This is a genomic window from Prevotella sp. FD3004, from assembly GCF_000746155.1.
Taxonomy (GTDB): Bacteria; Bacteroidota; Bacteroidia; order Bacteroidales; family Bacteroidaceae; genus Prevotella.
The window spans coordinates 254,116-277,079 of record NZ_JQKR01000011.1 but is presented as its reverse complement, the minus strand read 5'-3'; the positions used below and the strand labels follow the sequence as shown (position 1 = coordinate 277,079).

The following is a 22,964-nucleotide window of genomic DNA, read 5'->3' as shown; positions in this document are numbered from 1 at the left end:
AATATATTCATTTTTCTAAAATCTTACGCATGGTCTGGAGCTTGGCCTCAGTCTCTTGCCATTCCATTTCCTCGCTACTGTCTTTCAGCAAACCGCCTCCTGCATAGAGATGGTAAAGACCACCTTCTATATTCATACAGCGCAGAGACACATAAAGATGGGTTTCCTCTGTCCCCAGCATTCCCATGAAACCACTATAATATCGGCGCGAGGCATACTCGTTATGGATAATAAAGTGGTGGGCCGCGCGCTTAGGCAGTCCACAGACAGCAGGCGTAGGATGCAAGGCATGTAAGAGATCGCCTATATGTCCGTTATCGGATAACGAGAACGTGAAGTCGCTACGAAGATGGACCAGATTAGCGGCACGAACTGTACAGGGTCCTTCCTCATGAAAGTCACTGGTAAACTGTTCGAGACACTCTGTGATATATGTAGCCACAATCCGCTGTTCCTGAATATTCTTCGTGCTCCACGTAATCGTCTCACCTTCACCCGAAAGTTGCTCGCCTTCGAGCTGCATGGTACCGGCAAGGGCGATGGTACGCCAATGGTTGCCCACACCTTCGAGCAATATCTCTGGTGTAGCCGTAAGCCAACAGCCACTCTTCTCAGTCCATACGAGCGCAATGAACATGCGAGGGTATCGCATGCAGGCACGACGGAAGAGTTCCAGAGGCGGAAGAGGCCTGTCAACCTTGACATCAGTACAACGGGCTAAGACGATCTTCTGGAAAAAGCCAAGGCTCAGTTGGGAATGGAAGTTGGCAAAATCGATGGCATAGGTGCCGCGCGAACCAGAGACATTGGTACAGACAGATGAGCCCTCAAAAGAGGGCATATCAGGAATATGCATCACGTCATCCACAGCCATGGTCTCTATATAATCAGGATGAATAAGGAGAATGGGCTGCGAGGGGGTCACCTCAAAAGGAGCCACGACAAAACCTGAACGTCCATTGAGTTCCTGGCACGATCTGAGTTCTTCAGGCGTGCCTTTCACCTGACGGACACATGTCACCTCAGAAGCATGAGGCAGACGAAATATAGCCAGTCCTGTCATTCTTTCTTCTGTTTAATGATATAGTTGGTGACGCGTACATTCGAGATCAGGTCACCAGCGGTATCTTTGATATCTACATTCCACACATGCAGTGTTTTTCCTTTATGAAGCATACGTGCGAAAGCCGTAACAGTATCTCCTTCGGCCACAGCCTTGACATGACTTCCACTGACCTCGATACCCACACAGGCACAACCTGGGCAAAGGGCTGATGAACCGACACCTGCCACATTCTCAGCCAGGGCCAGCGAGGCTCCTCCACTAAGAAAGCCGAAGGGCTGACGATTTCGCTCATCAACCCTCATGCGTGCCATACAAGTATCTTTCTCTGGCGTGGAGATGAACTCCATCCCGAGCGCAGTACTCAGATTCGGCTTCTCTTTAATAATAAAGTTTATTCTTTCTACGTCCACTAATTCTCAATATTACTGATTCTTAACTACTTAAAAAGCGAGTATTCCGGTACGCTCCAAGCAAGGGCACTGGCACCGAGCACATCGCGTTCACGATCGTCGAGCTTCGACAGCAATATCTTTACCTTACCTTTCAGATTACCGAACACATGGTCTTCAAACGACTCGTAGGTAGGGTTAAGCAACCACTTACCGGCATGCGATATGCCACCCGTGAGGATGATAGCCTCAGGATCGACTATCGAGGCATAATTAGCAAGGCCAATACCCAGGTAGTAACCCGTTCGGCGGTAGGTCTCTATAGCCAGTTCGTCGCCCTTCTCGCAGAATTCACAAATGATACGTGGGGTGAGACGTGCCGCATCGCGCATCAGCGAGGGCTTATCCGACTCTTCCATAATCTCACGTGCCGTACGCACGATACCGGCAGCACCCACATATGCTTCGAGACACCCCTCATGACCGCAGCCACACTCACGGCCACGATCAGCAATACAGGTATGTCCGAACTCACCTGCATAACCCAGATGACCTCTGTGGTCATTGCCTTCAGAGAAGAAACAACTGCCGATACCTACGCCAAGGCTTATAACGACAAAGTTCGACATGCCGTGAGCACTACCGAAAGTATGTTCACCAAGGGCTGAGATATGAGCATCGTTTGCAAGTCCTACAGCCAAGCCTATTCTATCGCGAAGCATAACTGCCAAAGGAACGATACCTTTCCAAGGCAGATTGGCAGCATTCTCTATACAGCCGGAAACAGAGCTGGCGCTCGGACAGCTGACACCGATAGAACGGATGGTCTCGTAGCCGCCATTGTTCTCAACGAGCATCACGAGCTTGTCGCTAAGTGCTGTCACGAAGTTGTTGACATCAGGATAGTCTTCTGTTGAGAACGACTCTTCCGCCAATACGTTACCACGAATATCGACGATGGCATAAGTCGTTAGCTCATTACTGATATCAACTCCGACAACTCTGGTTTTAAGATTATATTCCTCCATAAAGTTTTGTTTGTATTGTTTTTATTTGAATAATGAATATTCCTTCACATCCCACGCCAAGGCACTGGCACCCAGTACATCGCGCTCACCCTCCTTCAATATCGACACGAGGATACGTGTCTTGTTTTTGATGTTACGGAACACATGTCTTTCAAACGAAGCGCGCATGGGCTTGAGCAGCCATTTGCCTGCCTGTACCATGTCACCCGTAAGGATGATAGCCTCGGGATTCAGCACCGAGGCATAGTTCGCGAGACCTAAGCCCAGCATATCACCTGTAAAGCGATAAGCCTCAATAGCCACCTTGTCCCCCTTGTCGCAGCACTGAGCGATAGACAGGACATTCATATCCGGCAATTCACTTAGCAGCGAGGGTTCCTTGCTCTCGGCGAGAAGCTCTTCAGCCGTTCTCACCAGTCCTGCCTTAGAGCAATAAGTCTCCAGACAACCTTTGTTGCCACAGCCACACTGACGACCATTCAGGACCACACAGGTATGTCCCACCTCGCCAGCGAAACCATCACAGCCCAGATGAGGCTGACCATTGGAATAGAAGCAACTGCCAAGACCGCCATGACTGAGAGATACGATTACGAAGTCTTTCATGCCGTGAGCACTGCCATACGACTTCTCGCTCAAAGCTGTGATATGCGCATCGTTGGCCACAGCGACTGCCAGTCCCAACCTGTCGCGCAACATGGCTCCCAAGGGGATAACGCCCTTCCATGGCAGATTGGCTGCATTTTCTATACAATTGGAAATCGCGCTGGCACTGGGCGCACTGACACCCACGGAGCGGACAGTCTCAATGCCACCGTTCTCCTCGACAAGCATGATAATCTTCTCACACAGCACTGTCGCGAAGTCATTGATGTCACCATAATCTCTCGTATCGAAATAATCTTGTGCTACGATATCCCCCCTGATGTCAACTACGGCAAAGGTTGTTCTCTCAAGGCGGATATCTACGCCCACAACGCGGGTCTTGATTTTGTCTACGGTATCTACCAGTGGGTTATTATCCATGTTGATTGTTTTTAGAATATTTGCTGTCTATGACTCTTTCTGCTGACGGTTTTACGTTGCAAATATAATTTTTTTTTCCAAACCATACAAATCTTTGAGTTATTTTTTGCAAATATTTACCCTATCCTTGCTTTTTTCGGGATAAATTCGTAACTTTGCAGCCACAAAAGTAAGATATTCGAATATTTGAGATGAACATTCTAGAGTTAAGCGAACAAGAAATCGGCAGGCGCCAGAGCCTGCAGGAGCTGCGCAACATGGGTATTAACCCCTATCCTGCAGCAGAGTTTCCCGTAAATGCATGGAGCACAGATATTATTGAGAACTTCGAGGACCTGCCCGTCATTGGAAAAGACGAGGAAGGCAACGATGTGCGTGAGACGGCCACACCAGAGAACAGCCGTTTAGTGAGCATTGCCGGACGAATCATGAGCAAGAGCGTCATGGGTAAGGCCGCCTTCGCCAAGTTGCAGGACTCCAAAGGCCGTATTCAGGTGTACGTACAGCGTGACTCCATCTGTCCCGGCGAAAACAAAGACCTCTATAACATTGTCTTCAAGAAGCTCCTCGACCTGGGCGACTTCATTGGCGTGAAAGGTTATGTCTTCCGCACAAAGACAGGCGAGATCAGCGTTCACGTGATGGAGCTGACCGTGTTGAGCAAGAGCTTGAAGCCACTACCCGTGGTAAAGACCGATGCCGACGGCAAGGTCTATGACGCATTCGACGATCCTGAGCTGCGCTATCGCCAGCGCTACGTCGACCTGGTGGTGAACGCGGGTGTGAAAGACACCTTCCTCAAGCGTGCCACCATCATCCGCACCATGCGCCGCATTCTCGACGATGCAGGCTATACAGAGGTTGACACCCCTATCCTGCAGAACATCGCCGGTGGTGCATCTGCCCGTCCGTTCATTACCCATTTCAACGCTCTGAATCAGGATATGTACATGCGTATTGCCACAGAGCTCTACCTGAAGCGCCTTATCGTGGGGGGCTTTGAGGGTGTGTATGAGATGGGCAAGAACTTCCGCAACGAGGGTATGGACAAGACCCACAACCCCGAGTTCACCTGCATGGAGCTCTATGTGAGCTATAAGGACCTGCTGTGGGGTATGACCTTCACAGAGAAGATGCTGGAGCAGATCTGCACAGCCGTAAACGGCAAACCCGAGGTTGAGATCGACGGAAAGGTCATCTCGTTCCGCGCGCCTTTCCGCCGTCTGCCTATCCTCGATGCTATCAAGGAGAAGACCGGTTTCGACTGCGACGGCAAGAGCGAAGACGAGATTCGTGCGTTCTGCCTCTCTAAGGGTATGGATGTAGATGAGACCATGGGTAAGGGTAAACTGATCGACGAGCTCTTTGGCGAGTTCTGTGAGGGAACCTTCATCCAGCCCACCTTCATTACCGACTATCCCGTTGAGATGAGTCCTCTTACCAAGATGCACCGCTCTAAGCCCGGACTTACTGAGCGTTTCGAGCTGATGGTTAACGGTAAGGAGCTGGCCAACGCCTATTCTGAGCTCAACGATCCTATCGATCAGGAGGAGCGTTTCATCGAGCAGATGAAGCTCGCTGACAAGGGCGACGACGAGGCCATGATTATCGATCACGACTTCCTGCGCGCATTACAATATGGTATGCCTCCTACATTTGGTATCGGTATCGGTATCGATCGTCTGGTGATGCTGCTCACTGGTAAGTTCGCCATTGGCGAGGTGATGCTGTTCCCCCAGATGAAGCCCGAGAAGAAGATGCCACAGAGCAGTCCCGCCGAATGGGCAGAGATTGGTGTCACAGAAGAGTGGGTACCCGTACTCCGCAAGGCTGGTTTCAACCTGATCTCAAACATCAAGGACGAGAAGCCTCAGGGCCTGCAGCAGAAGATCGGCGACATTGTCAAGAAGTACAAGCTCGACATGCAGAAGCCCTCTGTCGACGAAGTCCAGCATTGGATAGAGAAAGCCAACGTATAAAGATTTGGCACGGATTCCTGGACAAGCCAAGCGGCAAAGCCGAGCGAACACAGCTTTATAGATAAAGATGCAGCTGGATACGCAAAAAGCAGTGTTTCATAAAATAAGAGCCGTGTTCATCCGTGCCTGAAATATATTGCTTATGTACGATTGTGGTAAGATAGCGATTATTGGTGGAGGCAGCTGGGCAACAGCCATAGCCAAGATTGTGGTAGGACACACCCACCACATTGGCTGGTATATGCGCCGTGACGACCGCATCGAGGATTTCCGTCGTCTGGGACATAACCCCGCCTATCTGACAAGCGTTCATTTTAACACCGACGAGATTCACTTCGACAGCGACCTGAATCGTATCGTTTCCCAGTACGACACGCTTGTGTTCGTAACACCTTCGCCCTACCTGAAGAGCCATCTGAAGAAACTCAAGTCGCGCATCCGCGATAAGTTTATCCTCACGGCCATCAAGGGCATTGTGCCAGATGAGAACCTCGTATGTTCGGAGTACTTCCATCAGGTTTACGACGTACCTTACGAGAATCTGGCCTGCATCGGCGGTCCTTCGCATGCCGAGGAGGTGGCACTTGAACGTTTATCCTACCTTACCGTAGGTTGTGCCGACCGCGACAAGGCCCAGGCCTTCTGCGATGTACTCTCAAGCGAGTATATCAAGACAAAGACCTCTTCCGACGTGGTGGGCATCGAGTACGCCTCTGTCCTGAAGAACGTCTATGCCATCGCCGCGGGCATCTGTAGCGGTTTGAAATATGGCGACAATTTCCAGGCGGTACTCATGGCCAACGCCGTCCAGGAGATGAACCGTTTCCTGACAGCGGTCTACCCCCAGGAGCGTAACATCTACGACAGCGTGTATCTGGGCGACCTGCTGGTAACAGGTTATTCCAATTTCTCACGCAACCGCACGTTCGGTACGATGATTGGCAAGGGCTACAGCGTGAAGTCGGCACAGATAGAGATGGAGATGATTGCCGAAGGTTATTTCGGCACCAAGTGTATGAAGGAGATCAACCGTCACTGTCATGTCAACATGCCGATTCTCGATGCCGTATATAATATCCTATATGAGCGTATCGCTCCACAGATTGAGATAAAACTCCTAACAGATTCATTTAGATAAAGTATAACAAAACAACGATTATGAGCAACATCAAATTAGACATCACCAAGGCTGCCTGCTTCCTTGAGGCTGGCGCAGTAGAGGCTTTCGAGCCCAAAGTAAAGGCCGCCCAGCAGTCACTCGAGGACGGCACTTGTCCTGGTAACGATTTCCTTGGCTGGCTCCACCTGCCGTCAAGCATCACACCTCAGTTCCTCGACGAGCTGCAGGCATGCGCCGACGTACTTCGCCAGAACTGTGAGGTTGTGGTTGTAGCAGGTATCGGTGGTTCTTATCTTGGCGCACGTGCCGTGATCGAGGCTCTGGGCAATTCTTTTGCCTGGCTCGTTCAGGATAAGGCCAATCCGACCATCATGTTCGCAGGCAACAACATCGGCGAGGACTACCTTGCTGAGCTGACCGACTACCTGAAGGACAAGAAGTTTGGTGTTATCAATATCTCCAAGAGTGGTACAACCACCGAGACCGCCCTCACCTTCCGCCTGCTGAAGAAGCAGTGCGAGGCCCAGCGCGGCAAGGAAGAGGCCAGGAAAGTGATTGTAGCCATCACCGACGCCAAGCGCGGCGCTGCCCGCACTTGTGCCGACAAGGAGGGTTACAAGAGCTTCATCATTCCCGACAACGTAGGTGGCCGTTTCTCTGTGCTCACCCCGGTAGGACTGCTTCCTATCGCCTGCGCAGGTTTCGACATCCGCGAGCTCGTTGCCGGTGCTCAGGACATGGAGAAGGCCTGTGGCAAGGACGTACCTTTCGCAGAGAACCCCGCAGCTCAGTATGCTGCCGTCCGCAACGGTCTCTACCAGAGTGGCAAGAAGATTGAGATCCTGGTCAATTACCAGCCTAAGCTCCACTTCATGAGCGAATGGTGGAAGCAGCTCTACGGCGAGTCTGAGGGTAAGGATAACAAGGGCATCTTCCCCGCCTCTGTCGACTTCACCACCGACCTCCACTCTATGGGTCAGTGGATCCAGGACGGCGAGCGCACCATCTTCGAGACTGTTGTCAGTGTCGAGGAGCCCGAGAAGAAGCTGCTCTTCCCCAACGACGAGGAGAACCTCGACGGTCTGAACTTCCTCGCAGGCAAGCGCGTCGACGAGGTGAACAAGATGGCCGAACTGGGCACACGTCTGGCCCACGTCGACGGCGGTGTTCCTAACATCCGCATCACCATGCCGCGCCTCAACGAGCGCTACCTCGGCCAGCTCATCTACTTCTTCGAGATTGCCTGTGGCATCAGCGGCAATGTGCTGGGTGTTAATCCGTTCAACCAGCCAGGTGTGGAAGCCTATAAGAAGAATATGTTTGCCCTCCTCGAGAAGCCTGGCTACGAAGCCGATTCCAAGGCCATCAAGGAGCGTCTGGCAAACGAGAAGTAAGCATGTACACGCTTGCGATTAGAAAATATCTGGAGGAACACGGTTTTGAGGCCCTAAGCCCCAAAGCCGTGCTCTTTGATATGGATGGTGTGCTCTACGACTCCATGCCCAATCACGCCATTGCCTGGCAGGAGTCGATGGCACGTTTCCACATCCACATGACGTCTGAAGACGCCTATGCCACAGAAGGCGCCCGCGGTGTCGACACCATCCGCATGATGGTCCGCCTGCAGCAGCATCGTGAGATTGACGAGGCAGAGGCTCAGCGCATGTACGATGTGAAGTCCGAGACTTTCCATTCCCTTCCCGAAGCCCCCATCATGCCGGGCATCCTCAGTCTGATGGCTCAGATCGACGCCTGTGGCATCCAGTGCGGCGTGGTGACAGGCAGTGGTCAGCGGCCGCTCATCCAGCGCATCCTGCGCGACTTCGGCCGGTATGTCGACGAGGCTCATATCACCACAGCCTACGACGTCAGCCGTGGCAAGCCCAATCCCGACCCCTATCTTGTCGGTCTTGAGAAGGCTGGCGGTCTCAAGCCTTGGGAGGCCATCGTCGTCGAGAATGCGCCGCTTGGCGTCCGTGCCGGCGTGGCAGCCCGCATCTTCACTGTTGGTGTAAACACCGGACCCCTGCCCAACGAGCAATTGCTGCAGGCAGGAGCCCATCTTCTTTTTCCAAGCATGACTGAATTCAGCGATGCCTGGAAAGGTTTCTCGTTTTAGTCGTCGTTGTCTTCCTCCTCGTTGCCGAAGGTGTCGAGATCAGAATCCCGTCTGATGCCCACCTCACCGGTAGAGCTGAGCGTCACCACCAGCGGGATATACTCATCCGTCTGCGGATGACATACACTGGCGGCAAACACCAGATGGCCGCCATCCACCTTGTCGAACACGAATCCCTCTACGATACCCGTCTTGCGGTAGTCGTTGTCCAGACAGTTCTCGAAGGCAGCCTTGGTAAAACCACCCTGGTAGAACACGCTGCCGTCGCTGCGCAGCACACGCAGTGAGATGCGGTTGTCAACGAACTTCTGTCCGTCCTCATCCTTCACCATCTGCAGGCTGTCGTCGGCCGTTCTCAGTATCTCCACCTGGTAGTTCTTGCCGAGCCACTGTATATCCTTGGTCTGTTTGTAGTCCTGCATACGTACGGGCCCCTTAGGCGCCTTCACCTCCTCCTTGGGCACGATGATGTCCTCTGTCTTTTTCTTCTCGCTGCAGCCAGCCGTCACAAGCCCCGCCAGCGCCACGAATATCAATACTCTGTAATTTCCCATCATACAATATATTTGTGGCAAAGGTATACATTTATTTCCATCCGTGCAAGCAAAGTGGCAAAAAAAGCGCGGAACGGCTTAATCAAAAAACAAGAACCGTTATATTCTGTTAATTACTTGTAAATGATTTGAACAACCCAAAAATCTTTCCATGCACAGAACACATATAAAAAAAGACATTTAACCAAAACTTTAATTAATATTTTGACGGGGTTTCGGAGAATTGTTGTAAATTTGCACCGTCATTATATTTTGACGATGAAAAGAATACTCAAGTGGATCGGGATTGCGGTGATGACGCCCGTCCTGCTGTTTATCATACTCGCCGTGTTGCTTTACCTGCCACCCGTTCAGAACTGGGCGGTGAAGAAAGTGGCTGCCATCGCCTCGGAGAAGACGGGCATGGAGATCACGATAGAGCATGTTAACCTGGAGTTCCCGCTTGACTTAGGTATCGAGGGCCTCCGCGCCCTGCATACGCGCCCGGCTTTGCCGTCCGGCTCGTCAGGCAGCGACTCTCTTCCTGACGTAAAAGACACGATTGCCGACATCAGAAAGCTGGTGGTCGACGTGAAGCTGCGCCCCCTGTTCCGCCATCAGGTGATCATCGATGAGCTGTCACTGCAACAGGCCAAGATCAACACCAACGGCTTCATCAGCGACCTGCGCATCAAAGGTGAGATGCAGGAGCTCTGGCTGAGTTCGAAGGGTATCGACCTGAAAAAGGAGACGGCCATGGTGAACGGTGCGAGGATGAGAGACGGATGGCTGGACATCAACCTGACAGACACGGCTGCCGTAGACACCACCGCCTCGACAGCCAAATGGGTGATCAGGGCCGACAGTATCTCGCTGAGTAATACCAGACTCACCATCAACATGCCCGACGACTCTCTCCACATGGCCACCCACTTCGGTGAGGCCGTGGCAAGGGACGTGAGCATCGACATCGCACAGAAGACCTATCAGGTGGGCGATATCGACTGGCAAAACGGTTCTATTACCTATAATAACAGTTGGGCACAGAAGATTACCCGTCTGAAAGGCGGCGTGAAGATCGACTCTACCAGCGTAAGCCTGCCCAACCTGATTCTGAAAACACCTGACTCTGACATTGAGGGAGAGCTGGCGATGGACTTCAACGCCTTCGACGAGCAGCACCCAGGACTGATGAAGATGCGACTGAACGCACAGGTTGGCAAGCAAGACCTGCTTCAATTCATGGGTGAGATGCCTCGGAAGTTCACGGAGCGCTTTCCCGACCGCCCGCTGAGCATCAAGGGCTCTATCAACGGCAACATGAAGCAGATGGAGTTCACCGGACTGAACATCTGTCTGCCCACAGCCCTGCAACTGACAGCCGACGGCAGTGCAGAGAACATTGCCGACCCGAAGAACCTCAAAGCCGACATCAGACTCAAGGCTAAGGCCGAAGACCTGAACTTCGTCACGGCCCTCGTCGACCCGAAACTACAGAGAAACTACCGCATACCCTATGGACTGACGCTCGACGGCAGCATCAAGGCCGACGGTACGACATACGGTGCCGACCTGACCATGCGCGACGGTAACGGCACCGTCAGGCTGAAAGGCGATGCCGCCATCCCACGCAATGCCAAGGGCGACATGGTTCCTAACGGCATGACCTATGATGCCGACATCAAGGTGAACGGGCTGAACCTGCACCACTTCATGCCAAAAGACTCTATCTACACCATCACTGCCGATGTCAAGGCCAAGGGATACGGCACCGACTTCCTCTCGGGCAAGAGCCGACTGACTGCACGTGCCAGACTCCATCAGCTGCGCTACGGCAGCTGGAACCTCAGGAACATGAGTGCCACCGCCAATCTGCAGAACGGGCGCGGACAGGCGGAGCTGACAGGCGACAACGAGCTGTTCTGCGGAACGATAGGCATCGACGCGCTGCTGAACAGCAAGAAGATCGAGGCCACCATCAGCGCCGACCTGGCAAGAGCCGACCTGTACAGGATGCGAATCATGGACAAGCCGCTGACCATCGGTCTCTGCGGCGACATGGACATCAGCTCGGACATGAGACTGACCCACCATGTGAGCGGTCTCTTTACCGATCTGTATTTCCAGGATGACAAGGACACCTATCACCCCGAGAAGGTGGGACTGCTCATCAACACACGGCCCGACACGACTTACGTCAGAGCACAGAGCGGCGACCTGATCGTGAAGCTCGACGCCAGCGGCGACTATGAGCGGCTGCTGCGACAACTGACAACCCTCGGCGACTCGGCCATGGCGCAGTTTGAAAACAAGGTGATCGACCAGCCTGCCATCAAACGGCTGCTACCCACCATGAGACTGCACCTGGAGAGCAAGCGCGACAATCCCGTGGCCAACCTGCTGAAGAGCAGTTGGAACATCGACTTCAAGGAGCTGCTGCTCGACGTGGACACCTCGCCGCTCACAGGTATCAACGGCACCAGTCACCTCTATTCGCTCAACTACGACAGCACACGCATAGACACCATACGGCTGAACCTGACACAGAAGGGCGACCGGCTGAGCTATCAGGGACAGATACGCAACAACAAGCGGAACCCGCAGTTCGTGTTCAACGCCCTCATCGACGGTCATATACATGAACACGGCGCCTTGGCAGGGGTGCGCTATTACGACGACAAGGACAAGCTGGGCGTGAGACTGGGGGCTACGGCAGAGATGGAGAACGGCGGCATACGCTTTAAGCTCATGCCCGACCGTCCGACGCTGGGATACAAGGAGTTCAACCTGAACAAGGATAATTACATATTCCTAGGAAACGACAAGAAGATACAGGCCAAGGTCGACCTGATTTCCGACGACAGGACGGGCATCAAGCTCTATACCGAGAACCAGGACTCAACCATGCTACAGGACCTGACGCTGAGCATCCACCAGCTCGACCTGGGCGAGGTGACTTCGGTCATCCCCTACCTGCCCCGCATCACCGGACTGCTGGACGGCGACTATCATATCCTCCTGGACCAGCAGGAGCGCATCTCCGTGGCATCAGACATGGCCGTGAGACAGATGACATACGAGGGCTCGCCCATCGGCAATATCAGCACCGAACTGGTTTATCTGATAAAAGAAGGCGACAGTGAGCACCCGTCGGCCGACATCCATGCCGTAGAAGCCCGACTGATGCTCGACGACGAAGAGTTCGGCCTGTTCAGCGGCACCTACCAGAGCGAGGGAGAGGGGTATATCGACGCCCGACTCGACATGACACGCTTCCCGCTGTCGCTGGCCAACGGTTTCATTCCCGACCAGATCATCGGTTTTGAGGGCTACGCCGAAGGAAGCCTCAACATCAGAGGCTCGCTCTCGAATAACGACATCGACGGCGAAGTATATGTGGACTCGGCTTATCTGGTGAGTATCCCCTACGGCGTGAAGATGCGCATGGACAACGACCCGATACGTATCACTGACTCGAAACTGCTGATCGAGAACTTCGGACTCTATGCCTACAACGACGAGCCGCTGAACCTGATGGGCGAGGTTGACTTCAGTCATCCCGACCACATCACCACCGACCTGAGAATGAGGGCACGCAACCTGTTACTGATCAATGCCCGACAGGAGCCCAAATCGATAGCCTGGGGCAAGGCCTTCGTCAACTTCATGGCGCGTATGCAGGGCCCGCTCGAGGAGCTGAAGATGAGAGGACGACTCGATGTGCTCGGCTCGACGGACCTGACCTATCTGCTACTCGACTCGCCCCTTTCGCAGGACAACAGACTCGACGAGCTGGTGAAGTTTACCGACTTCAACGACTCCACACAGACCGTCGTCAACCGTCCTACCCCATCGGGACTGGACATCGACCTGAACATCAACGTGGCACATGGCGCCCATATCATCTGTAACCTGAACATCGACCAGACCAACTACGTGGACCTGACGGGTGGCGGCGACCTGCGCATGAGATATCATGCTGAAGGCATCAACCTCACCGGTCGCTACACGCTGGCCAGCGGTGAGATGAAATACTCACTGCCCGTGATTCCGCTGAAGACCTTCACCGTGAAGGACGGCAGCTACGTTGAGTTTACCGGCGACCCCATGAACCCGAAGCTGAACATTACGGCGACAGAACACACGAAGGCTACCGTGAACGACGAGACGGGAGCCACCAGAAGCGTGGCCTTCGACTGCGGCGTTGAGATTACCAAGACGCTCAACGACATGGGGCTGCAGTTCATCATCTCGGCACCTGAGGATAACCTCATCAACAGCGAGCTGAGCGCCATGTCGGTAGAGGAACGGGGCAAGATTGCCGTGGCCATGCTTACCACGGGCATGTATCTGAACGGCGGCACATCGGGCAACTTCTCGATGAACTCGGCCCTGAGTGCCTTCCTGCAGAGCGAGATCAACAGTATTGCGGGCTCGGCCCTGAAGACCATCGACATCAGCTTCGGCGTGGAGAACTCCGTGACAAGCTCGGGACAGGAGACTACCGACTATTCGTTCCAGTTCTCCAAGCGATTCCTCGACAACCGTCTGAAGATACAGATCGGCGGTCTGCTGGCCACGGGCAGCAATGAGCAGACGGGACAGAAACAGTCGTTCTTCGACAACGTGATGATGGAATACCGTCTGAACCAGGAAGGAACACAGAACCTGAAACTGTTCTACAAGCAGAACGTATACGACTGGCTTGAAGGCTACACCAGCGAATACGGCGCAGGTTTCGTATGGCGCAGGAAACTCGACAGTCTCCGCGACCTCTTCCGCCCGAAGAAGCAGACGCCCCTACCGATCCCTATGCGACAAACAACGACTGACAGTGTAAAGGTGGAAAAGTAAAAAGGAAAGAAATATGAAAAAGAACAGTTGTCATAACACATGGAAACAGGTAAAGGCAGGAATCCTTTTACCTTCTTACCTCCTTACCTTCTTACTTTTCCTTTCCTCCTGTTCGATGACAAAGAACATTCCAGAGGGCGAGCAACTCTTCACGGGACTGACCAAGATGGCATACGATGACGAACAGAAAGGCGGTCCCTATGCAGAACACCTGGAGCTGATGAAGGAGGAGCTGGAAGCAGCGCTCGCCACGGAGCCCAACGGCTCACTCTTCGGCAGCAGCTACTACACCGTGCCCTGGTCGTGGCATCTGTGGGTATACAACAAATACGCCGGTAAGGACTCGGGCTTTGCACGATGGATGGTCAAGAGCTTCGGAAAGCCTCCCGTGCTGATGAGTCAGGTGAACCCGGCCCTGAGAGCATCGGTAGCCCAGTCGGTTCTTCGTAACAACGGTTTCTTCAGAGGCTACGTGAACTATGAGACCGTACAACAGAAGAACCCGAAGAAATGCAAGATAGGCTACACCATACACCTCGACTCGCTCTTCACCCTCGACTCGGTAAGTCACAGGAACTTCCCTGAGGCCATGAACCAGCTGATCGACTCTACCCGCGAGGAGAGCCTTATCAAGAGCGGCGAGCCCTTCAGCGTGGCTAACCTCGACGGAGAACGGAGCCGCATCAATACCCTCATGCGTAACAACGGCTATTATTTCTACACCCCGAACTACGCCTCATACCTGGCCGACACGTTTGCAGTAGACAACAAGGTACAGCTGCGCCTGCAACTGGCCGACGGACTCCCGGCAGAAGCCCTTCGCAAATGGTATATCGGACATATCGACGTGCAGTTCCGTAAGTCGATGAGAGACCAGCTCACCGACTCCATCCAGCGGCGACACCTGACAATCCACTACAGCGGCAAGCACTCGCCCATCCGCCCTAGTGTGGTATTGAGGAACCTGCGTTTACGGCCGCGTCAGGAGTTCAACTACGACAAATACATCGAATCGGCCAATAAGATCAATGCCACGGGCGTGTTCAGCAGTACCGATTTCCGTTTTACGCCACGCCCCGATACCGACACGCTCGACCTGAGGCTGAGCTGTGTGTTCGACAAACCCTACGACTTCTATATCGAAGCCAACGCCATCGGGCGCACCAACGGGCGCTATGGCCCTGAGGCGAAGGTCGGTTTCACCAAGCGCAACCTTTTCAGAGGTGCCGAGAAACTCGACGTCAACCTGCACGGCGCCTATCAGTGGCAGGAAAGCGGCGGCAGTAATACAAGCACTTATGAATATGGTGCCGACGCCTCGATTGAGTTCCCGCGCATCATTGCCCCGTTCTATAACAGCGACCGCCGACGCAGAAGTCGGGACGGGCGTCCCCGCCAACGCAGGTTCTACGTGCCGCCGACCACCTATGCCAAGGTGTCGACCGACGTCATGAGAAGACCCGACTTCTACAAGATGCACGTGGTGAGCGGTGAGTGGACCTATCGCTGGCAAACGTCAGAGAGGAGCCGTCACGAGTTCTCGCCACTCACGGTGAAGTACCAGTTCAAGAACAGCACCACAGCCATGTACGACTCTATCATCGGTGAGAACATGTATCTGGCAGCTGCCATGGACGACTACTTCATCCCGAAGATGCGCTACACCTATACCTACACCAGTCCGCGCACCCGCTGGGAGACCACCGTGGAAGAGGCGGGCAATCTGGTGTCGCTCGTCGATGCCGCCTGCGGCAAGTCGATTAACGAAAAAGGGAAGAGGCTCTTCAAAGCCGCTTACTCACAGTTCCTGAGACTGGAGACCGACCTGACCAAGACCTGGTCGGTAGGTATGTCGTCGAAGCTGGTGGGACATGTCAATGCCGGCATCATCTGGAGCTACGGCAACAGCGACGACGCACCTTTCAGTGAGATGTTCTATGCAGGAGGTGCAAACAGTATCCGCGCCTTCAGCGTGAGAGACATCGGTCCGGGACGCTTCAACGATTTCGACATGAGAGACAGGCAGTTTAACTACATTTTCCGCAATGGAGAGACGAAACTGATAGCCAACCTGGAATACCGCATGCCCCTGTTCGGCAACCTGCACGGAGCCGTGTTCCTCGATGCCGGTAACGTGTGGAACCTGAAAGGCAGCGGCATCACCGATGACGACATAAAAGGCATGGAACCGGAAGACGCCCTGACCATGATGATTATCAAGGAATGGGGCGACCAGTCGAAGTTTGAGGCCAGGCACTTCCTCAACGACCTGGCACTGGGCACCGGTATCGGCCTGCGCTACGACCTCGGTTTCCTCGTGGTCCGTGTCGACTGGGGATATGCCCTCCACTGTCCGCAAGACACAGGTAAGAGCGGCTACTTCAATGCCCCGCGCTTCAGACATGCCCAGACACTGAACTTCGCCATCGGCTATCCGTTCTAATTGTTAAGGCGCGTTAATACGCCGCTTAATCAAAAACTTTTTAGTACCTTTGCACTCTGTTTATTCAAACTCTAATATAAATTTAACTTATGAAACCAACTCTATTTCTGCTTGCAGCAGGTATGGGAAGCCGCTACGGCGGTCTGAAACAGCTCGACGGTCTGGGACCTAACGGCGAAACCATCATGGACTACAGTATCTACGACGCCATCCAGGCTGGCTTTGGCAAGATCGTATGGGTAATCCGCAAGGACTTTGAGGAGCAGTTCCGCACACAGATTCTGGCCAAGTACGAAGGTCAGGTACCCTGCGAGCTCTGTTTCCAGGCTCTCGACGCCCTGCCCGAGGGATTCAGTGTTCCCGAAGGTCGTCAGAAGCCTTGGGGCACCAACCACGCCGTACTGATGGGTAAGGACGTGATCAAGGAGCCTTTCTGTGTCATCAACTGTGACGACTTCTATAACCGCGACGCCTTCATGGTTATCGGCAAGTACCTCAGCAACCTGCCAGAGGGTGCCCGCAACCAGTATGCCATGGTAGGTTTCCGCGTAGGCAACACACTGTCGGAAAACGGCACCGTGGCCCGTGGTATCTGTTCAAAGAACGACAAAGGCCATCTGACCACCGTTGTCGAGCGTACGGAGATCGTGCGTTGCGCAGCCGACGGTTCTAACGCAGGCGCAGCCTCTGAGCCCATCCGTTATAAGGATGAGGACGGCAAGTGGGTTGAAGTAGCCGACAACACACCCGTGTCAATGAACATGTGGGGCTTCACCCCCGACTACTTCGAATACTCTGAGGCATACTTCAAGGAGTTCCTCAGCGATCCGAAGAATATGGAGAATCTGAAGGCCGAGTTCTTCATTCCCCTGATGGTTAATAAGCTCATCAATGAAGGTACCGCTACCGTCGAGGTTCTCGACACCACCTCAAAGTGGTTTGGCGTGACCTATGCCGCTGACCGCGATGCTACCGTAGCCCGTATCCAGCAGCTCGTAGATGAGGGCGTTTATCCTAACAAGCTTTTTTAAAGTAAAAAAGACAAGAAAGTGAATATCGACATCTTGACACAAGAGCAGCTGGTCCAGTTGGACCAGCTGATTTCTACATCACAAAACATCATTATCACCTGCCACAAGAGTCCCGACGGCGACGCCATAGGGTCCTCGTTAGGCTGGGCAGAGTACCTGCGCTCACGTGGCAAGGAGCCTACCGTCATCGTGCCCGACCAGTATCCCGACTTCCTGTTGTGGATGCCCAATACGGAGAAGATCGTGCGCTACGACAAGCACCGTGAGAAATGTGACATGCTCTTCAAGATTGCCGACCTCATTTTCTGTCTCGACTATAACACCCCCAGCCGTGTCGATGAGATGGAGCAGGCCCTTGTATCGTCGCCTGCCCAGCGGGTACTGATCGACCACCACCTTGACCCTGACGTGCCTGCCGTGCTGAGCATCTCCCAGCCCGAGGCCTGCAGCACCTGCGAACTGGTGTTCCGTATCGTCTGGCAGATGGGCGGCTTCGAACAGCTCGACAAGCATTATGCCATTCCCATCTATTGCGGTATGATGACCGACACTGGCGGGTTCCTTTACAACAGCAGCCGCTCGGAGATCTATTTCATCATCGGTGAGCTGCTGACCAAGCATATCAACAAAGACAAGATCTACCGCAACGTCTACCACAACTATTCTGAGAGCCGCATCCGTCTCATGGGCTATGTCATGTATCAGAAACTGGTCTACAAGCCCGAATACCATGCGGCCTACTATACCCTGACAAGAGAAGAGCTGAAGAAGTTCAACTATATCAAGGGCGACGCCGAGGGACTGGTAAACATCCCCCAGCAGATCAAAGGACTGAAGCTGTCTGTCTCGCTGCGCGAAGATACCGACAAGCCCGACCTTGTATGGGTGAGCCTGCGCTCTGTCGACGACTTCCCATGCAACCAGATGGCAGAGCAGTTCTTCAATGGCGGCGGTCACCTGAACGCCTCTGGTGGACGTCTGAACTGCAGCATCGACGAAGCTGTGGAAATCGTCGAGAATGCCCTCAAAGCCTACGAAAACAAGTTAAAGTAGGCAAATATTGACGCTGTTTGAAATATTTTTCGTATATTTGCACCGCAATTCATAGTATAAGAAGATGAAGAAACTGTTATTCATATTGATAGCCTTCTCTGCCGTTCTCGCCAGTTGTAACGACTACGAGACCTACGGCGACAAGAAAGAAAAGGAGCGCAATGCCGTTGCCAAGTTCATTGCCGACTCATCTATCGTAGTCATCTCTGAAGACGCGTTCAATCAGCAGGGGCATACCACCAATCTCAGCCGCAACGAGTTCGTCAAGCTCGACAAGACCGGTGTCTATATGCAGATTGTGCGCGAGGGTTGCGGCACGAAACTTGAAGACGGTGAGAACACCAATCTGGTGTGCCGTTTCGAAGAGTTTGACATCATGAACGACACGTTAAGTCTCTGTAATAACAGAAACAACCTCACCTACTACGGGAAGAACCTGACAGCTATTCCCGACATTATGAAGATCTCACGCACCAGCGGTTCCTATACCGCCAGCTTCACCAGCGGTATGATGTATTCCGTCTACGGCGCTACCGTTCCCGCCGGCTGGCTCGTGGCCCTGCCCTATATCAAGGTCGGGCGTCCGCAGAGTGCCGACGAGGAGTATGCCAAGATAAGGCTCATCGTTCCTCATTCTCAGGGGCATGCCAACGCTTCGAGCAATGTAATACCCTATTATTACGTCATTACATTCCAGCGCGAATCATAAATCACAAATTATATTCATCAACATGACATTGATCAAATCCATTTCCGGCATCCGCGGTACTATCGGCGGACAGACTGGTGACACGCTGAATCCATTAGATATCGTTAAGTTTACCACCGCCTACGCTCAGTTTATCGGCGGCCAGAGAAATAAAGGAGGTGACGTCAGTGGCCGTAAGCCACTGATTGTAGTGGGTCGCGATGGCCGCATCTCAGGCCTGATGGTTCGCAACGTTGTTGTCGGCACATTGATGGGCATGGGCTACGATGTGATTGACATCGGCTATGCTACCACCCCGACTACCGAACTGGCAGTACGCATGTCAGGTGCCGACGGCGGCATCATCATCACAGCCTCACATAATCCCCGTCAGTGGAACGCCCTGAAGCTGCTTAATAGCGAAGGTGAGTTTCTCACAGCAGCCGATGGCGCCGAGGTACTCCGCATGGCTGAGGAAGAGAACTTCAACTACGCAGAAGTCGACAAGTTGGGCTCTTGCACCATCGATGACACCTTCAACCAGCGTCATATTGACGCAGTGCTTCAGCTGAAGCTGGTTGATGTCGAAGCCATCAAGGCGCGTAAGTTCCGTGTCTGCGCAGACACCATCAATTCCGTCGGTGGCATCATCCTGCCCGAGTTGTTCAAGCAGCTGGGCGTAGCGTTCGAGATCCTGAACGGCGAGTGCACTGGCGACTTCGCCCACAACCCGGAGCCACTGGAGAAGAACCTCCAGGGCATTATGGACAAGATGAAGAAGGGCGGCTTCGACCTTGGTATCGTTGTAGACCCCGACGTAGACCGTCTGGCCTTTATATGTGAAGACGGCACCATGTTCGGAGAGGAATATACACTTGTAAGCGTGGCCGACTATGTACTCAGTCACACCAAAGGGAACACCGTGTCAAACCTCTCTTCGACCCGTGCCCTGCGCGACGTTACCGAGAAGCATGGCGGACAATACACCGCTGCTGCTGTAGGCGAAGTGAACGTGACCACGAAGATGAAAGAAGTAGGCGCTGTGATTGGCGGCGAAGGCAATGGCGGTGTCATCTATCCTGAGAGCCACTATGGTCGCGACGCCCTGGTAGGCATCGCCCTGTTCCTCTCGTCACTGGCTCAGAAGGGCTGCACCGTATCTGAGTTGCGCGCCACCTTCCCCAACTACCAGATTGCCAAGAACCGTATCGACCTCACCCCTGAGACCGATGTCGACGCTATTCTTGTAAAGGTGAAGGAGATGTTTGCAAAAGACAACTCTGCTCAGGTGAACGATATCGATGGCGTGAAGATCGACTTCCCCGACCGTTGGGTACATCTGCGCAAGTCGAACACTGAACCGATTATCCGTGTCTACAGCGAGGCCCAGAGCATGGAGAAGGCCGACGACCTCGGCAAACAGCTCATGCAAGTGGTCTACGATATGCAATAAATCACATCATCCCTCAGCTACACCAGCTGAGGGATGATTGTTTTCTCAATGATCAGTTTCTCGATTGGAGATGTGTCCAGACCTTGATATGTACTTACGATGTATCAAGAACTGTATGCGCAGATAGCTGTTTATGGCTGACATTATCCTCGGATATCCTTATCGACACCAGCCTTATGGTAAGGTCTTAAAACTCTTAATATCAGAATAGTACCAGTCTGCTCTGCCAATCTCCAGTAAAAAAAGAGCCTGACCACGGTAATAATAGGTGGTGTTGGGCTGAAGACCTGTGAGAGTAACGGTATAACGATCACCATTCTTGGTGGCCATCGTCTCATTAATCTGGTTGTACTTGTCCTTACCATAATATATGTTGCACCACTCTTCGTCCTCATAGCCTTCAGCAGTAAGACGACAACTGATTGTGGCAGAGGTCGATGTAATGTCAGTGGCATCATCCATCTCTATGTAGTCGCTCGGATTATCTGTCTTGAGTTCCTTTTTCTCGCTCTCAGCATAAATCTCTCCGTCTTTTATAGCCGTAATCCAACATTGGTATTTACGATTCGGCCATAAGTTCCGTACCACAGCAGTCAATTTATCACCATCCACATTCATCTCCACTTCAGTAGGCCAAGGGAGAGGTTCGTTAAGCATTTCATATACTAACCTGTATGTTACACCCGTCATCGAACTCGGTAACTTTGTGGTGCCCGCCACTTCTGCGAGAATGAATTTTGCATCGATAGCATCGATCACCAATAGTCCATCACGATTTTCGGTGGTGAAACTCTTTACCGGACCGAACAGACAATCCGTCTTACCGTCAGTGCAAGTGAAAGCACAATAGTAATAAGTCGTGTTAGGCTGAAGATTATCAAGAGACACAACCTGACCGTTTGATGAGTACGGGGCATGACAGAGTATGATACCGGCGCCATTGGTATCGAACGATACGTTTGGGTTTATTTCGCTAAAAAGCGACTTATCCGTAGTATAGGCCACTCCATAATATACACTCAGATCCTCTGGTGACAATGAGGCAGCCACATTATTGAAGTTCACTGGAACTAAAGCCGATCTGAAGCTGACGTCAATAGCATCGTCCACGCTGCAGGCCAGCGATAAACCTAAAGTGGTAAATGATTTCTTTTCACCGTAGTATGTTAAGTCGTCGATATCGACAAACGAGCGATAGTAGTATTTTGTATTGGGAGAAAGTCCGTAGACGGTCATCGTCATACGGTTATTCTCAATACCACTAGCACCTGAGTGCAACGTCATCCCAGGTGTAAAACTCTCCGTCAACGATATCTCAATGCCTGGTTGCATATATCTGCCCGAAGAATTATAGGCCTTTGGCATCTTGTTGGAATAAAACTCGCCAGAAAGTTCTACATAAGTTACGCCCACGTTCTCAACAGGGTTTGTCACAATGTAGTTTCCTATCTCCTCTTCTTCGCTTTCATCGTTACTGCACGACGCAGTAAGCCCTATCAGTATTAAGGCCATAAGACATAGTGCACACTTTTCCTTAATCAGATTCTTTGTTGTAAAGTTCATAGTTGATAACTCTGTTATTTCATTATTCGCCTGCAAAGGTAAGAAATAAAACCGTAATCAGACCAGACGTTGTGGATTATTATGCTTCTTTGGTATAAAAAAACAAAAGGCGAGCCAAACGGCCCGCCTTTATAATCATACGACTATACTATCGCCAATGCTTGAGCATCGACAGATGGGAGTCGTAAAGTTTACGACGTTCTGCCACAGACTCATTATTGGGGTTGGGCATGTGACTTACGAGGAAGTCGAGCAAGGAATCTTTGTCCTTGTATGTGAAACTACCATCAGCATAACACCATTTACAATAGTCCTCGTTGAAACTACCATCCACCTCACGGCTAATCACTGCGTCGTCCGACAACGGCATTCCACAACATTGGCAGTACAGAGTTTGGGGTGAGCCGAGTAGCGTATTGATTGATATGCCAAACTCTCTTGATAATGTCTTCAACTGTTCTGTGTCTGGCAGAGTCTCCCCATTCTCCCATCTACTTACGGCTTGACGGCTTACATAAATCCGTTCAGCTAACTGCTCTTGCGTCAGGTTGTTTTTCTCTCGAATGCTTTTTATTACATCTTTTGTCTCCATAAGAAAGTTTATATTGATTTGACGGTG

General features: G+C 52.5%; 17 protein-coding genes. 10 read left to right on the top strand and 7 right to left on the bottom strand.

From position 1 onward, the window contains the following. Positions 1-7: 7 nt before the first annotated feature. The 4 genes from T325_RS03465 to T325_RS03450 are packed head-to-tail and all read right to left on the bottom strand — an operon-like array spanning position 8 to position 3,509. Entirely contained in the window at positions 8-1,063 is a 1,056-nt protein-coding gene (locus tag T325_RS03465) for an isochorismate synthase (protein WP_036910432.1), read from the bottom strand. Then, a complete protein-coding gene (locus T325_RS03460) occupies positions 1,060-1,476 on the bottom strand; it encodes a PaaI family thioesterase (RefSeq protein ID WP_036910430.1) in 417 nt (138 codons plus the stop codon). Before T325_RS03460 ends, T325_RS03465 begins: the two co-directional genes overlap by 4 nt. Before the next feature lie 26 nt (positions 1,477-1,502). Next, positions 1,503-2,483 carry an ROK family protein gene (locus tag T325_RS03455; protein ID WP_036910429.1) on the bottom strand — a complete coding sequence of 327 codons (981 nt, stop codon included), beginning with the start codon at positions 2,481-2,483 and terminating at the stop codon, positions 1,503-1,505. A gap of 21 nt (positions 2,484-2,504) precedes the next feature. After that, entirely contained in the window at positions 2,505-3,509 is a 1,005-nt protein-coding gene (locus T325_RS03450; RefSeq protein WP_051949680.1) for an ROK family protein, read from the bottom strand. Between the two features lie 191 nt (positions 3,510-3,700). On the opposite strand from T325_RS03450, the gene lysS reads away from it, so the two are divergent. From lysS to T325_RS03430, 4 genes are all read left to right on the top strand, one after another. After that, positions 3,701-5,488 (top strand): lysine--tRNA ligase, encoded by a 1,788-nt coding sequence (gene lysS, locus T325_RS03445; RefSeq protein WP_036910427.1) that lies wholly within the window; start codon positions 3,701-3,703, stop codon positions 5,486-5,488. A 142-nt stretch (positions 5,489-5,630) separates the two neighbouring features. Next, on the top strand, positions 5,631-6,626 hold the full coding sequence (locus T325_RS03440; RefSeq protein ID WP_036910425.1) for an NAD(P)H-dependent glycerol-3-phosphate dehydrogenase: 996 nt from the start codon (positions 5,631-5,633) through the stop codon (positions 6,624-6,626). A 20-nt stretch (positions 6,627-6,646) separates the two neighbouring features. Then, on the top strand, positions 6,647-8,002 hold the full coding sequence (locus T325_RS03435; protein ID WP_036910423.1) for a glucose-6-phosphate isomerase: 1,356 nt from the start codon (positions 6,647-6,649) through the stop codon (positions 8,000-8,002). A gap of 2 nt (positions 8,003-8,004) precedes the next feature. Continuing rightward, complete coding sequence (locus T325_RS03430) at positions 8,005-8,727, top strand: HAD family hydrolase (protein ID WP_036910421.1); 723 nt, start codon at positions 8,005-8,007, stop codon at positions 8,725-8,727. On the opposite strand, the gene T325_RS03425 is transcribed toward T325_RS03430, so the two are convergent. Continuing rightward, the gene (locus tag T325_RS03425) at positions 8,724-9,284 is read right to left on the bottom strand and encodes a DUF4738 domain-containing protein (protein ID WP_081911026.1); all 561 of its coding nucleotides are present in this window, start codon (positions 9,282-9,284) and stop codon (positions 8,724-8,726) included. The two genes, T325_RS03430 and T325_RS03425, sit on opposite strands and share 4 nt — an antisense overlap. 255 nt (positions 9,285-9,539) lie before the next feature. On the opposite strand from T325_RS03425, the gene T325_RS03420 reads away from it, so the two are divergent. The 6 genes from T325_RS03420 to glmM all read left to right on the top strand — a co-directional run bounded on the left by T325_RS03420 (position 9,540) and on the right by glmM (position 20,782). Then, on the top strand, positions 9,540-14,114 hold the full coding sequence (locus tag T325_RS03420; protein ID WP_036910417.1) for a translocation/assembly module TamB domain-containing protein: 4,575 nt from the start codon (positions 9,540-9,542) through the stop codon (positions 14,112-14,114). A gap of 13 nt (positions 14,115-14,127) precedes the next feature. After that, the gene (locus T325_RS03415; RefSeq protein WP_081911025.1) at positions 14,128-16,557 is read left to right on the top strand and encodes a translocation and assembly module lipoprotein TamL; all 2,430 of its coding nucleotides are present in this window, start codon (positions 14,128-14,130) and stop codon (positions 16,555-16,557) included. Between the two features lie 89 nt (positions 16,558-16,646). After that, a complete protein-coding gene (locus tag T325_RS03410) occupies positions 16,647-17,588 on the top strand; it encodes a glycosyltransferase family protein (protein ID WP_036910415.1) in 942 nt (313 codons plus the stop codon). A gap of 18 nt (positions 17,589-17,606) precedes the next feature. Next, the gene (locus tag T325_RS03405) at positions 17,607-18,641 is read left to right on the top strand and encodes a DHH family phosphoesterase (RefSeq protein ID WP_036910413.1); all 1,035 of its coding nucleotides are present in this window, start codon (positions 17,607-17,609) and stop codon (positions 18,639-18,641) included. A gap of 64 nt (positions 18,642-18,705) precedes the next feature. After that, positions 18,706-19,350 carry a DUF4827 domain-containing protein gene (locus T325_RS03400; RefSeq protein ID WP_036910410.1) on the top strand — a complete coding sequence of 215 codons (645 nt, stop codon included), beginning with the start codon at positions 18,706-18,708 and terminating at the stop codon, positions 19,348-19,350. A gap of 22 nt (positions 19,351-19,372) precedes the next feature. Further along, complete coding sequence (gene glmM, locus T325_RS03395; protein ID WP_036910408.1) at positions 19,373-20,782, top strand: phosphoglucosamine mutase; 1,410 nt, start codon at positions 19,373-19,375, stop codon at positions 20,780-20,782. A 174-nt stretch (positions 20,783-20,956) separates the two neighbouring features. On the opposite strand, the gene T325_RS03390 is transcribed toward glmM, so the two are convergent. After that, positions 20,957-22,345: a hypothetical protein gene (locus tag T325_RS03390; RefSeq protein WP_036910406.1), complete on the bottom strand. Its 1,389-nt coding sequence runs from the start codon at positions 22,343-22,345 to the stop codon at positions 20,957-20,959. Between the two features lie 148 nt (positions 22,346-22,493). Beyond that, positions 22,494-22,937 carry a zinc ribbon domain-containing protein gene (locus T325_RS03385; RefSeq protein WP_036910405.1) on the bottom strand — a complete coding sequence of 148 codons (444 nt, stop codon included), beginning with the start codon at positions 22,935-22,937 and terminating at the stop codon, positions 22,494-22,496. Positions 22,938-22,964 lie beyond the last annotated feature (27 nt).